The organism is Staphylococcus sp. T93, assembly GCF_016743875.1.
Taxonomy (GTDB): domain Bacteria; phylum Bacillota; class Bacilli; order Staphylococcales; family Staphylococcaceae; genus Staphylococcus; species Staphylococcus aureus.
In genome coordinates this window covers 1,541,262-1,554,354 of record NZ_CP068247.1, presented here as the reverse complement: position 1 = coordinate 1,554,354, position 13,093 = coordinate 1,541,262, and the positions used below count along the sequence as shown (strand labels likewise).

Genomic DNA, 13,093 nt, shown 5'->3' with positions numbered 1-13,093 from the left:
AGTAGTTTGATGAAAAAGATTATGACCATATTTGGAACAAGACCCGAAGCCATAAAGATGGCTCCTTTAGTTAAAGCTTTGGAACAAGAAAAAATGCTCGAGCCAATTGTTGTTGTTACAGCACAGCATAGAGAAATGCTTGATTCAGTATTAAGTACCTTTGAAATCAAACCAAAATACGATTTGAATATTATGAAATCAGGACAGACACTTTCTGAGATAACTTCTAAATCAATCACTCAATTAGAACAAGTGATTCAATTAGAAAAACCAGACATGGTACTTGTACATGGTGATACGATGACGACATTTGCAGGTGGTTTAGCGGCATTTTATAACCAAGTGCCGATTGGACACGTTGAAGCAGGGCTTAGAAGTTATGATAAATATTCACCTTTTCCAGAAGAGGTGAATAGACAATTAGTTGGTGTATTAGCTGACTTACATTTTGCACCTACTAAAAATGCTGCATCGCATTTGTTAAGTGAAGGGAAATATTCAGAAAGTGTTGTTGTCACTGGTAATACTGCGATTGATGCTATGAAATATACAGTTGATGACAATTATAAATCTAACATCATGGATAAATACCATGACAAAAAATTCATTCTTATGACAGCACACCGACGAGAAAATATCGGGAAACCCATGGAAAATATATTTAAAGCGGTTAGACGCTTAATAGATGAGTATACTGATTTAGCACTGGTATATCCAATGCATAAAAACCCGAAAGTTCGAGAGGTGGCTCAAAAGATTTTAGGTAGTCATGACAGAATTGAATTGATTGAACCTTTGGACGTAGTAGATTTCCATAATTTTGCTAAAAAATCTTATTTTATTTTGACAGATTCAGGTGGAATTCAGGAAGAAGCGCCATCATTTAATAAGCCAGTTTTAGTTTTGCGAAGTGTTACAGAACGTCCTGAAGGTGTTGAAGCTGGCACATTAAAAGTCATTGGAACAAATAAGCAAAATGTGTATCAAGCTGCAAAAGAATTAATCGATGATGAGAGATTATATCATCAAATGTCTGAAGCATCTAATCCTTACGGTGATGGATTTGCTTCAGAAAGAATAGTTAATCATATTAAGTATTATTTGAATTTAATCACTGAAAAACCAAGCGATTTCTGAGGAAAATAGACTTTTTGTCTAATTGTGTCTAAATTGTGTCTAACTATGCTTATTTTTTTACAACAATTTGAATAGAATTGACACCACAAATCGCCTATATTATCATTTAGTTTGTATGAGTGGAACGGTTTTCATGATTGATATCAGTCACACGGAGGCATATAAAATGAGTCGTTTCTACAACATTTTTAAACAGTTCATTCAATATTATTTTTATCTAATAATAATATTGGGAGGATTATACCTTTATACACACCATGCATTTATCTTAGGATTAATCATTGGTGTTACTGGTTCTGCAATCAACACATGTATTTTTGAATGCTATTTAGCTAAAGCTAAAAGACCAGACACTATGCATATTTCAACTGGAAATATGTGGCGATACTTAGTTGCAATTATTGCCTGTATGATTTGGTACCTTAATAAAGCGCATGTAAGTATCATCGGTATAATTATTGGTTTAATGATTTCATATGTTGTAGTTATCATACGTCCTTTACTAAAGGTGAGCAAATAAATTAAGAAAGAGGTGAGATTATGGATCACAAATCCCCGCTCGTGAGTTGGAATTTATTCGGTTTTGATATCGTTTTCAATTTATCAAGTATATTGATGATACTTGTTACGGCGTTTCTTGTTTTTCTACTTGCTATCATTTGTACGCGTAATTTGAAAAAAAGACCAACTGGCAAACAAAATTTCGTTGAATGGATTTTTGATTTCGTGAGGGGAATCATTGAAGGTAACATGGCTTGGAAAAAAGGTGGTCAATTCCACTTCTTAGCAGTAACGCTGATTCTGTACATTTTTATAGCTAATATGTTAGGTCTTCCGTTTTCTATAGTAACGAAAGATCACACATTGTGGTGGAAATCACCGACAGCTGATGCAACAGTGACTTTAACGTTGTCTACAACGATAATACTGTTAACTCACTTTTATGGAATTAAAATGCGTGGTACGAAACAATATCTTAAAGGTTATGTACAGCCGTTTTGGCCATTGGCAATTATTAATGTTTTTGAAGAGTTCACTTCAACATTAACGCTTGGTCTGCGTTTGTACGGTAACATATTTGCAGGTGAGATACTATTAACATTACTTGCTGGCTTATTCTTTAACGAACCAGCATGGGGTTGGATTATTAGTATCCCAGGATTAATTGTTTGGCAAGCATTTTCAATATTTGTAGGAACAATCCAAGCATATATCTTTATTATGCTTTCGATGGTTTATATGTCACATAAAGTGGCAGATGAACACTAAAAATTTCAATAATTATATACAATCACAGGAGGAAATTAAATTATGAATTTAATCGCAGCAGCAATCGCAATTGGTTTATCAGCATTAGGAGCAGGTATCGGTAACGGTTTAATCGTTTCAAGAACAGTTGAAGGTGTAGCACGTCAACCAGAAGCACGTGGTCAATTAATGGGTATCATGTTCATTGGTGTAGGTTTAGTTGAGGCATTACCTATCATCGGTGTAGTAATTGCATTCATGACATTTGCTGGATAATTAACAGATAAAAGAGGTCGGGACAAAGCGCATAGGACATAATTCATGATGCATATATAGTAATATCTTTGAACTTTATTAAATAGTTGAGATATGAACGCACCATGCCTATCGCATAAATTCAGTAGGTCCTAACCTCGTCGTTTTTTTCTATATAACACTAGCGATTATTTTAATGAAAGGAGTGTCATGAACCCGTGACTGAAACAGCTAACTTATTCGTTCTTGGTGCAGCTGGAGGCGTTGAGTGGGGTACTGTGATTGTACAGGTCCTAACTTTCATCGTGTTACTTGCGTTACTTAAAAAGTTCGCATGGGGTCCATTGAAAGATGTAATGGATAAACGTGAAAGAGATATTAACAGAGATATCGATGACGCAGAACAAGCTAAGTTAAATGCACAGAAACTTGAAGAAGAAAATAAACAAAAACTTAAAGAAACACAAGAAGAAGTTCAAAAGATTTTAGAAGATGCTAAGGTTCAAGCACGTCAACAGCAAGAACAAATTATTCATGAAGCAAACGTACGTGCAAACGGTATGATTGAAACAGCACAAAGTGAAATCAATAGCCAAAAAGAACGTGCCATTGCAGATATTAATAATCAAGTATCTGAACTATCAGTGTTAATTGCTTCTAAAGTTCTTAGAAAAGAAATTTCTGAACAAGACCAAAAAGCATTGGTTGACAAGTATCTAAAAGAGGCAGGCGATAAATAATGGTAAAAGTAGCTAACAAGTATGCTAAAGCATTATTTGACGTGTCATTAGATACAAATAATTTAGAGACTATTAATGAAGAATTAACAGTTATAAATGAAGCAGTAAAAGATAAAATTGAGCAATTGAGAATGGTTGACAGTAATCCAACTCAAACAGCAGAACAACGTCGTGAGTTGATTAATGGTGTATTTACTGACATTAATCCATACATTAAAAATATGATGTACGTGTTAGCAGATAATAGACATATCTCATTAATAGCTGACGTATTCAAGGCGTTCCAAAGCTTATATAACGGACACTACAATCAAGATTTTGCAACAATTGAGTCAACATATGAATTGAGTCAAGAAGAGTTAGATAAGATTGTCAAACTAGTAACTCAACAAACGAAGTTATCTAAAGTTATTGTAGATACAAAAATTAATCCAGATTTAATTGGTGGATTTAGAGTTAAAGTCGGCACAACTGTATTAGATGGTAGTGTTAGAAATGATCTTGTCCAATTACAAAGAAAATTTAGAAGAGTTAATTAATTATAAAGAGGAGTGACATAGATGGCCATAAAAGCTGAAGAAATCAGTGCATTACTTCGCTCACAAATTGAAAATTATGAGTCAGAAATGTCCGTAACTGATGTAGGTACTGTATTACAAATTGGTGATGGTATTGCATTAATTCACGGATTAAATGACGTTATGGCTGGTGAGCTAGTAGAATTCCATAACGGCGTACTTGGTTTAGCCCAAAACCTTGAAGAGTCAAACGTGGGTGTGGTTATTTTAGGACCATACACAGGTATTACTGAAGGTGACGAAGTTAAACGTACTGGTCGTATCATGGAAGTACCAGTAGGTGAAGAACTAATCGGAAGAGTTGTTAATCCATTAGGACAACCTATTGATGGACAAGGACCGATTAACACAACTAAAACACGTCCAGTAGAGAAAAAAGCTACTGGTGTAATGGATCGTAAATCAGTAGATGAGCCATTACAAACAGGTATCAAAGCAATTGATGCTTTAGTACCAATTGGTAGAGGTCAACGTGAGTTAATCATCGGTGACCGTCAAACAGGTAAAACAACAATTGCAATTGACACAATTTTGAACCAAAAAGATCAAGGTACGATTTGTATCTATGTTGCTATTGGTCAAAAAGATTCAACAGTAAGAGCAAATGTTGAAAAGTTAAGACAAGCAGGCGCTTTAGACTACACTATTGTTGTAGCAGCATCAGCTTCTGAACCTTCTCCATTATTATATATTGCACCATATTCAGGTGTAACAATGGGTGAAGAATTCATGTTTAACGGTAAACATGTTTTAATCGTTTATGATGATTTAACTAAACAAGCAGCAGCTTATCGTGAGTTATCATTATTATTACGTAGACCTCCAGGTCGTGAAGCATACCCAGGTGACGTATTCTACTTACATAGTAGATTATTAGAAAGAGCAGCAAAATTAAACGATGACTTAGGTGGCGGTTCAATTACTGCATTACCAATTATCGAAACACAAGCTGGTGATATTTCAGCTTATGTACCAACAAACGTTATTTCAATTACAGATGGACAAATCTTCTTACAATCTGATTTATTCTTCTCAGGTGTAAGACCAGCGATTAATGCCGGACAATCTGTATCTCGTGTTGGTGGATCTGCACAAATTAAAGCAATGAAGAAAGTTGCTGGTACGTTACGTCTTGACTTAGCGTCATACAGAGAACTTGAATCATTTGCACAATTCGGTTCAGACCTTGATGAATTTACTGCAAGTAAATTAGAACGTGGTAAACGTACTGTTGAAGTCTTAAAACAAGATCAAAACAAACCATTACCAGTCGAACACCAAGTGTTGATTATTTATGCATTAACAAAAGGATATTTAGATGATATTCCAGTTGTAGATATCACACGTTTTGAAGACGAGTTAAACCACTGGGCAGAATCAAATGCTACTGAACTGTTAAATGAAATCAGAGAAACTGGTGGCTTACCAGATGCTGAGAAGTTTGACACAGCAATTAACGAATTCAAAAAAAGCTTTAGCAAATCTGAATAATAAACAAGTTTAGTATAAGGTGGTGAGATAGTGGCTTCTCTTAAAGAAATAGATACTCGAATAAAATCAACCAAAAAAATGAAGCAGATTACGAAAGCGATGAACATGGTATCAAGTTCAAAACTTCGTAGAGCTGAAAAAAATACAAAACAATTCACACCATATATGGATAAAATGCAAGATGCAATTACTGCAGTTGCAGGGGCAAGTAGCAATACAAACCATCCAATGCTAAGACCTCGTAAAATTACTAGAAGTGGATATTTAGTTATCACGAGTGATAAAGGTTTAGCAGGTGCATATAGTGCAAACGTGCTTAAAAAATTGATTACTGATATTGAAGCGAAACATCAAGATAGTAGCGAATACAGTATTGTAGTTTTAGGGCAACAAGGTGTTGATTTCCTAAAAAATAGAGGTTATGACATTGAGTATTCTCAAGTAGACGTACCTGATCAACCTTCTTTCAAATCTGTTCAAGCACTAGCTAACCATGCTATAGACTTATACAGTGAAGAAGAAATTGATGAATTAAATATATACTATAGTCATTATGTCAGCGTTCTTGAAAACAAGCCTACATCTAGACAAGTATTACCATTATCTCAAGAGGATTCTAGTAAGGGGCATGGTCATTTGTCTTCTTATGAATTTGAGCCAGATAAAGAATCTATCTTAAGTGTAATCTTGCCTCAATATGTTGAGAGTTTGATTTACGGAACAATATTAGACGCAAAAGCAAGTGAGCATGCAACACGTATGACTGCGATGAAAAATGCCACTGATAATGCAACTGAACTTATTGATGACTTATCATTAGAATATAACAGAGCGAGACAAGCAGAAATTACGCAACAAATTACTGAAATTGTTGGTGGTTCCGCAGCGCTTGAATAATATTTAAAGGAGGAAAATAGCATGGGAATTGGCCGTGTAACTCAAGTTATGGGTCCTGTAATTGATGTTCGATTTGAACATAACGAAGTTCCTAAAATTAATAACGCCTTGGTTATTGATGTGCCTAAAGAAGAAGGTACAATACAACTAACATTAGAAGTTGCGCTGCAATTAGGTGACGACGTTGTTCGTACAATTGCGATGGATTCAACTGATGGTGTCCAAAGAGGCATGGATGTAAAAGATACAGGCAAAGAAATTAGTGTACCTGTTGGTGACGAAACATTAGGTCGTGTATTTAATGTACTAGGTGAAACAATTGACCTTAAAGAAGAAATTAGTGATTCTGTTCGCCGCGATCCTATCCATCGTCAAGCACCAGCATTCGATGAACTTTCAACAGAAGTTCAAATTTTAGAAACAGGTATTAAAGTAGTAGATTTACTAGCACCTTATATTAAAGGTGGTAAAATCGGATTGTTCGGTGGTGCCGGTGTAGGTAAAACAGTATTAATCCAAGAATTAATTAACAACATCGCTCAAGAGCACGGTGGTATTTCTGTATTCGCCGGTGTAGGTGAACGTACTCGTGAAGGTAACGATTTATACTTCGAAATGAGTGACAGTGGTGTAATTAAGAAAACAGCCATGGTATTCGGGCAAATGAATGAGCCACCTGGTGCACGTATGCGTGTTGCATTATCTGGTTTAACAATGGCTGAATATTTCCGTGACGAACAAGGTCAAGACGTATTATTATTCATCGATAACATTTTCAGATTTACACAAGCTGGTTCTGAGGTATCTGCATTATTAGGTCGTATGCCTTCTGCAGTAGGTTACCAACCAACACTTGCTACTGAAATGGGACAATTACAAGAACGTATTACGTCTACAACAAAAGGATCAGTTACTTCTATTCAAGCGGTATTCGTACCTGCCGATGACTATACTGACCCAGCGCCTGCGACAGCGTTTGCCCATTTAGATGCAACTACAAACTTAGAACGTAAATTAACTGAAATGGGTATTTATCCAGCCGTGGATCCATTAGCGTCTACATCAAGAGCATTGGAACCATCAATTGTAGGTCAAGAACATTATGAAGTAGCTCGTGATGTACAATCAACACTTCAAAAATACCGTGAATTACAAGATATCATTGCTATCTTAGGTATGGACGAATTATCTGATGAAGATAAACAAACAGTTGAACGCGCACGTAGAATTCAATTCTTCTTATCTCAAAACTTCCACGTAGCGGAACAATTTACTGGTCAAAAAGGTTCTTATGTACCTGTTAAGACAACAGTTGCAAACTTTAAAGATATCTTAGATGGTAAATATGACCATATTCCAGAAGATGCATTCCGTTTAGTTGGTAGCATGGATGATGTTATTGCAAAAGCTAAAGATATGGGTGTTGAAGTATAACAATTAGGAGGAATGGATAATGAATACATTAAACCTAGATATTGTCACTCCTAATGGTTCTGTTTACAATCGTGATAATGTTGAACTCGTTGTTATGCAAACAACAGCTGGTGAGATAGGTGTCATGAGTGGACATATTCCAACTGTAGCTGCTTTAAAAACAGGCTTTGTAAAAGTGAAATTTCACGATGGAACTGAATATATTGCTGTAAGCGATGGCTTTGTTGAAGTTAGAAAAGATAAAGTTTCAATCATTGTTCAGACTGCAGAAACTGCAAGAGAAATTGATGTTGAAAGAGCTAAATTAGCCAAAGCAAGAGCAGAGTCTCACTTGGAAAATGATGACGACAATACTGATATTCATAGAGCCGAAAGAGCTTTAGAGAGAGCAAATAACCGTTTGCGTGTGGCTGAATTAAAATAGTAAATAAAGGGTCGAAGATGTGATTTCATATCTTCGACCCTTTTTTGAATTATATTGATTTAAAGATACAAAACATGAGAGGGGGGAAGGAATTGATAAAGAACCATTAAAGATTTATGATGTAGTGGTTCTTTATCATTAAACACAGCTAATGTGTATTTAAAAATAGGAATACATGAGTAAAACTCATGTATAAGAAATACTAATTTCTAAAGAAAAAGTATTTCTTTATGTTGGGGCCCCGTCAACTACTGCCAAATACAACACTATAGAGTCTAGACATTGATTTATGTCCGACTCCCAAGAATAGTTTTACTTTTTTACAATCACTAATAGATTGCTAAAATCAAAATTTCCTTCACCACTATCTACAGTCGACATTTCATTTTTTGAAATTATCTACATTTTTTCATACCAAGATATTTTATAGTTATGATATTTATGTAAAAAGAATTATATAGTAAGTTAGCTTAAACTTTACTAAAAACGGGTATTAAACTTTGTATCATTATTTAAATTTTTCATGTACAATGTAATACAGTAATCTTATGAGGTGATAAAATGGATTATATCGGACAATATGCAGTTATCCATTTAGTGTTACATGTTGTATGTATTTGTATTGCCTATTGGGCTTTACAATCAATTAGATTAGATCAATTTTTTAAAAAAGGATACGCCACTCAATTACAAGTGTGTATGATATTTGTTGCTATTTTATTAGGCACTGCAGTAAGCAATTTTATTGTAGATTTGTTACAATACTCGACGCAGGTAAAATATTTAATAAAATAAGTCTAACTCTATGATTTGTAATCAAAACTAGATATAATTAAATAATGACTTAAAATAATTTTAAAATAGGGAAATGTAAAGTAATAGGAGTTCTAAGTGGAGGATTTACGATGGATAAAATAGTAATCAAAGGTGGAAATAAATTAACGGGTGAAGTTAAAGTAGAAGGTGCTAAAAATGCAGTATTACCAATATTGACAGCATCTTTATTAGCTTCTGATAAACCGAGCAAATTAGTTAATGTTCCAGCTTTAAGTGATGTAGAAACAATAAATAATGTATTAACAACTTTAAATGCTGACGTTACATACAAAAAGGACGAAAATGCTGTTGTCGTTGATGCAACAAAGACTCTAAATGAAGAGGCACCATATGAATATGTTAGTAAAATGCGTGCAAGTATTTTAGTTATGGGACCTCTTTTAGCAAGACTAGGACATGCTATTGTTGCATTGCCTGGTGGTTGTGCAATTGGAAGTAGACCGATTGAGCAACACATTAAAGGTTTTGAAGCTTTAGGCGCAGAAATTCATCTTGAAAATGGTAATATTTATGCTAATGCTAAAGATGGATTAAAAGGTACATCAATTCATTTAGATTTTCCAAGTGTAGGAGCAACACAAAATATTATTATGGCAGCATCATTAGCTAAGGGTAAGACTTTAATTGAAAATGCAGCTAAAGAACCTGAAATTGTCGATTTAGCAAACTACATTAATGAAATGGGTGGTAGAATTACTGGTGCTGGTACAGACACAATTACAATCAATGGTGTAGAATCATTACATGGTGTAGAACATGCTATCATTCCAGATAGAATTGAAGCAGGCACATTACTAATCGCTGGTGCTATAACGCGTGGTGATATTTTTGTACGTGGTGCAATCAAAGAACATATGGCGAGTTTAGTCTATAAACTAGAAGAAATGGGCGTTGAATTGGACTATCAAGAAGATGGTATTCGTGTACGTGCTGAAGGGGAATTACAACCTGTAGACATCAAAACTCTACCACATCCTGGATTCCCGACTGATATGCAATCACAAATGATGGCATTGTTATTAACGGCAAATGGTCATAAAGTCGTAACCGAAACTGTTTTTGAAAACCGTTTTATGCATGTTGCAGAGTTCAAACGTATGAATGCTAATATCAATGTAGAAGGTCGTAGTGCTAAACTTGAAGGTAAAAGTCAATTGCAAGGTGCACAAGTTAAAGCGACTGATTTAAGAGCAGCAGCCGCCTTAATTTTAGCTGGATTAGTTGCTGATGGTAAAACAAGCGTTACTGAATTAACGCACCTAGATAGAGGCTATGTTGACTTACACGGTAAATTGAAGCAATTAGGTGCAGACATTGAACGTATTAACGATTAATTCAGTAAATTAATATAATGGAGGATTTCAACCATGGAAACAATTTTTGATTATAACCAAATTAAACAAATTATACCTCACAGACAGCCATTTTTATTAATTGATAAAGTAGTTGAATATGAAGAAGGTCAACGTTGTGTGGCTATTAAACAAGTATCAGGAAACGAACCATTCTTTCAAGGGCATTTTCCTGAGTATGCGGTAATGCCAGGCGTATTAATTACTGAAGCGTTAGCTCAAACAGGTGCGGTAGCTATTTTAAATAGTGAAGAAAATAAAGGTAAAATCGCTTTATTTGCTGGTATTGATAAATGTCGTTTTAAACGTCAAGTAGTACCTGGTGATACTTTAACGTTGGAAGTAGAAATCACTAAAATTAAAGGACCAATAGGTAAAGGTAATGCTAAAGCTACTGTCGATGGTCAACTTGCTTGTAGTTGTGAACTTACATTTGCAATTCAAGATGTAAAATAAAACAAAAAAAACATTCAAAGATTTAATGTGTTGGCATAATCTTTGAATGTTTTTTATTTTACTCTTCTAATTTTTCATCCTTTAACTTTGGTTTAGACTGCATCATTCGATTAAATGATTTTTTTAATTCTTCACCAGATAATCCATCATCAATAAGTTGTTCTAATAAACTTTCAGCATACTGTTGACGTAAAGTGTAAATATGACATTCAAATACGATAGACATTGTTGTTTTAAAATTTTTAATACTTTTCACAGTAGATTCAAATAAAGCTGGATCATTGGCTGGACGCGTGATGACGACACGAATATCCAATAACTGTTCATTGTCTTGATATTCCTTAAATGTTTCATAATGCTCATTAGAAATGACAATTTCAAGCAACCAACCCGTGCCACTTTCCTCTTTATTAATTATTACGCCATCTTCTAATTCATATTCTATAATTCTGCCGTGTTCATTCACAATTTGAAACCTTACTGCTTTAAAAGTTTTCATATTCCCACATCCCATTAGTTTAATATTTATGATTTTTGAATTATTTAGAAGATTTAAGGTCATTTCATGACTAATTTCTTTAAATATAACAAATAACGAGATGCTATAGCTATTAATTATATAAAATTTGCCATTTTGACCATTTTTAAGCTAGTAATTAAGATATAGGCATAGGAGGTGAATCACACACTACATGCTAAATAAAATCGTAATTGTCGGGAGACTGACGAAAGACGCACAAATATTTGAAAAGGAGGATAGAAAAATTGCAACGTTTTGTGTTGCAACGCACCGAAATTATAAAGATGAAAATGGAGAAATCGTCTGTGATTACTTATTCTGTAAAGCATTTGGCAAGTTAGCTTCTAATATAGAAAAATATACTAATCAAGGTACATTGGTTGGTATAACTGGTCAAATGAGATCAAGAAAGTATGATAAAGACGGACAAACACACTTTGTCACTGAATTATATGTTGAAACAATAAAATTTATGTCCCCTAAATCCCAAAATAATGAAATTCTCTCAGATAGTATTTTAGATATTGACTCTCAAAATATAGATAATCATGACTTATTAGAAATTTAAATCCAATTATCCTAAACATCCTTAATATACATTTAATCCATCCTAAATTTTTTATAGATCTAATTAACTTGAAATATACTCACTTAAAAACGACTTACATGACTAGTACTGTTGTGTAGGTCGTCTTTTTGTGTAGTTTTTCTAATAGAAAATAGACATAGATTGCAAAACGATTACATAAAAAATTGCAAATAAAAAACATTTTTACTGTCATGACAATTCTCGATAGAATCATATCTGAAATTATGGGGGATTTCGTTGTAATCACTGTGTAAAAAACAAGGCTATTTTTTTATTTTGTTGTAACCTGCACGGATTTTATAGATGTTACAGTAGTCTCTGTAAAACTTTTAGAGAAACAAATTACTTGTAGGAGGATTTTAAGATTATGAAGAAAACATTACTCGCATCATCATTAGCAGTAGGTTTAGGAATCGTAGCAGGAAATGCAGGTCACGAAGCCCATGCAAGTGAAGCGGACTTAAATAAAGCATCTTTAGCGCAAATGGCGCAATCAAATGATCAAACATTAAATCAAAAACCAATTGAAGCTGGGGCTTATAATTATACATTTGACTATGAAGGGTTTACTTATCACTTTGAATCAGATGGTACACACTTTGCTTGGAATTACCATGCAACAGGTACTAATGGAGCAGACATGAGTGCACAAGCACCTGCAACTAATAATGTTGCACCATCAGCTGTTCAAGCTAATCAAGTACAATCACAAGAAGTTGAAGCACCACAAAATGCTCAAACTCAACAACCACAAGCATCAACATCAAACAATTCACAAGTTACTGCAACACCAACTGAATCAAAATCATCAGAAGGTTCATCAGTAAATGTGAATGCTCATCTAAAACAAATTGCTCAACGTGAATCAGGTGGCAATATTCATGCTGTAAATCCAACATCAGGTGCAGCTGGTAAGTATCAATTCTTACAATCAACTTGGGATTCAGTAGCACCTGCTAAATATAAAGGTGTATCACCAGCAAATGCTCCTGAAAGTGTTCAAGATGCCGCAGCAGTAAAATTATATAACACTGGTGGCGCTGGACATTGGGTTACTGCATAAGCCATTTATGCATAGCTAATTAATAGTTATATAAGTAACTTTTAGATTGGAATATATCGGGGAATTCTCGAT

Annotated in this window: 17 protein-coding genes; 16 read left to right on the top strand and 1 reads right to left on the bottom strand. The window is 34.3% G+C overall.

Annotated elements, in window-relative coordinates; genetic code table 11:
- Window positions 1–9 precede the first annotated feature (9 nt).
- The 14 genes from wecB (at window position 10) to fabZ (ending at window position 10,849) form a co-directional block, all read left to right on the top strand.
- Window positions 10–1,137, top strand: coding sequence for a non-hydrolyzing UDP-N-acetylglucosamine 2-epimerase (wecB, locus tag JG553_RS07670; RefSeq protein WP_000723418.1), 1,128 nt, complete (start codon window positions 10–12; stop codon window positions 1,135–1,137).
- 67 nt (window positions 1,138–1,204) lie between these two features.
- On the top strand, window positions 1,205–1,657 hold the full coding sequence (locus JG553_RS07665) for an ATP synthase subunit I (protein WP_001801792.1): 453 nt from the start codon (window positions 1,205–1,207) through the stop codon (window positions 1,655–1,657).
- Window positions 1,658–1,677: 20 nt separating this feature from the next.
- A complete protein-coding gene (gene atpB / locus JG553_RS07660; RefSeq protein ID WP_000349655.1) occupies window positions 1,678–2,406 on the top strand; it encodes a F0F1 ATP synthase subunit A in 729 nt (242 codons plus the stop codon).
- Window positions 2,407–2,448: 42 nt separating this feature from the next.
- A complete protein-coding gene (gene atpE / locus JG553_RS07655) occupies window positions 2,449–2,661 on the top strand; it encodes a F0F1 ATP synthase subunit C (RefSeq protein ID WP_001048816.1) in 213 nt (70 codons plus the stop codon).
- A 197-nt stretch (window positions 2,662–2,858) separates the two neighbouring features.
- Complete coding sequence (locus tag JG553_RS07650; protein WP_000140679.1) at window positions 2,859–3,380, top strand: F0F1 ATP synthase subunit B; 522 nt, start codon at window positions 2,859–2,861, stop codon at window positions 3,378–3,380.
- Entirely contained in the window at window positions 3,380–3,919 is a 540-nt protein-coding gene (locus JG553_RS07645; protein WP_000241351.1) for a F0F1 ATP synthase subunit delta, read from the top strand. The genes JG553_RS07650 and JG553_RS07645 overlap by 1 nt, the downstream gene beginning before the upstream one ends.
- Window positions 3,920–3,940: 21 nt before the next feature.
- Complete coding sequence (gene atpA / locus JG553_RS07640) at window positions 3,941–5,449, top strand: F0F1 ATP synthase subunit alpha (protein ID WP_000974881.1); 1,509 nt, start codon at window positions 3,941–3,943, stop codon at window positions 5,447–5,449.
- 30 nt (window positions 5,450–5,479) lie between these two features.
- Complete coding sequence (atpG, locus tag JG553_RS07635) at window positions 5,480–6,346, top strand: ATP synthase F1 subunit gamma (RefSeq protein ID WP_000157603.1); 867 nt, start codon at window positions 5,480–5,482, stop codon at window positions 6,344–6,346.
- A gap of 21 nt (window positions 6,347–6,367) precedes the next feature.
- Window positions 6,368–7,780: a F0F1 ATP synthase subunit beta gene (gene atpD / locus JG553_RS07630; protein WP_000511135.1), complete on the top strand. Its 1,413-nt coding sequence runs from the start codon at window positions 6,368–6,370 to the stop codon at window positions 7,778–7,780.
- A gap of 19 nt (window positions 7,781–7,799) precedes the next feature.
- Window positions 7,800–8,204 carry a F0F1 ATP synthase subunit epsilon gene (locus JG553_RS07625; RefSeq protein WP_001094394.1) on the top strand — a complete coding sequence of 135 codons (405 nt, stop codon included), beginning with the start codon at window positions 7,800–7,802 and terminating at the stop codon, window positions 8,202–8,204.
- A gap of 337 nt (window positions 8,205–8,541) precedes the next feature.
- The gene (locus JG553_RS07620; RefSeq protein ID WP_001790611.1) at window positions 8,542–8,634 is read left to right on the top strand and encodes a hypothetical protein; all 93 of its coding nucleotides are present in this window, start codon (window positions 8,542–8,544) and stop codon (window positions 8,632–8,634) included.
- A 131-nt stretch (window positions 8,635–8,765) separates the two neighbouring features.
- A complete protein-coding gene (locus tag JG553_RS07615; RefSeq protein ID WP_000384523.1) occupies window positions 8,766–8,999 on the top strand; it encodes a DUF1146 family protein in 234 nt (77 codons plus the stop codon).
- Window positions 9,000–9,109: 110 nt separating this feature from the next.
- Complete coding sequence (gene murA, locus JG553_RS07610; RefSeq protein WP_000358006.1) at window positions 9,110–10,375, top strand: UDP-N-acetylglucosamine 1-carboxyvinyltransferase; 1,266 nt, start codon at window positions 9,110–9,112, stop codon at window positions 10,373–10,375.
- 33 nt (window positions 10,376–10,408) lie between these two features.
- Window positions 10,409–10,849 (top strand): 3-hydroxyacyl-ACP dehydratase FabZ, encoded by a 441-nt coding sequence (gene fabZ, locus JG553_RS07605; RefSeq protein WP_000447678.1) that lies wholly within the window; start codon window positions 10,409–10,411, stop codon window positions 10,847–10,849.
- 58 nt (window positions 10,850–10,907) lie between these two features.
- On the opposite strand, the gene JG553_RS07600 is transcribed toward fabZ, so the two are convergent.
- Entirely contained in the window at window positions 10,908–11,348 is a 441-nt protein-coding gene (locus JG553_RS07600; protein WP_000846746.1) for a YwpF-like family protein, read from the bottom strand.
- Between the two features lie 193 nt (window positions 11,349–11,541).
- Here JG553_RS07600 and JG553_RS07595 point away from each other — a divergent pair, with 193 nt between their 5' ends.
- Window positions 11,542–11,937, top strand: a complete 396-nt coding sequence (locus JG553_RS07595) for a single-stranded DNA-binding protein (RefSeq protein ID WP_000932694.1) — start codon at window positions 11,542–11,544, stop codon at window positions 11,935–11,937.
- Window positions 11,938–12,325: 388 nt separating this feature from the next.
- Window positions 12,326–13,021, top strand: coding sequence for a lytic transglycosylase SceD (sceD, locus tag JG553_RS07590; RefSeq protein ID WP_000752008.1), 696 nt, complete (start codon window positions 12,326–12,328; stop codon window positions 13,019–13,021).
- Window positions 13,022–13,093 lie beyond the last annotated feature (72 nt).

Bases quoted from the DNA above. Each gene is read 5' to 3' on its own strand.
- wecB (WP_000723418.1), top strand. From the start codon at position 10: ATGAAAAAGATTATGACCATATTTGGAACAAGACCCGAAGCCATAAAG.
- atpB (WP_000349655.1), top strand. From the start codon at position 1,678: ATGGATCACAAATCCCCGCTCGTGAGTTGGAATTTATTCGGTTTTGAT.
- atpE (WP_001048816.1), top strand. From the start codon at position 2,449: ATGAATTTAATCGCAGCAGCAATCGCAATTGGTTTATCAGCATTAGGA.
- JG553_RS07645 (WP_000241351.1), top strand. From the start codon at position 3,380: ATGGTAAAAGTAGCTAACAAGTATGCTAAAGCATTATTTGACGTGTCA.
- atpA (WP_000974881.1), top strand. From the start codon at position 3,941: ATGGCCATAAAAGCTGAAGAAATCAGTGCATTACTTCGCTCACAAATT.
- atpD (WP_000511135.1), top strand. From the start codon at position 6,368: ATGGGAATTGGCCGTGTAACTCAAGTTATGGGTCCTGTAATTGATGTT.
- JG553_RS07625 (WP_001094394.1), top strand. From the start codon at position 7,800: ATGAATACATTAAACCTAGATATTGTCACTCCTAATGGTTCTGTTTAC.
- JG553_RS07615 (WP_000384523.1), top strand. From the start codon at position 8,766: ATGGATTATATCGGACAATATGCAGTTATCCATTTAGTGTTACATGTT.
- murA (WP_000358006.1), top strand. From the start codon at position 9,110: ATGGATAAAATAGTAATCAAAGGTGGAAATAAATTAACGGGTGAAGTT.
- fabZ (WP_000447678.1), top strand. From the start codon at position 10,409: ATGGAAACAATTTTTGATTATAACCAAATTAAACAAATTATACCTCAC.
- JG553_RS07600 (WP_000846746.1), bottom strand. From the start codon at position 11,348: ATGAAAACTTTTAAAGCAGTAAGGTTTCAAATTGTGAATGAACACGGC.
- JG553_RS07595 (WP_000932694.1), top strand. From the start codon at position 11,542: ATGCTAAATAAAATCGTAATTGTCGGGAGACTGACGAAAGACGCACAA.
- sceD (WP_000752008.1), top strand. From the start codon at position 12,326: ATGAAGAAAACATTACTCGCATCATCATTAGCAGTAGGTTTAGGAATC.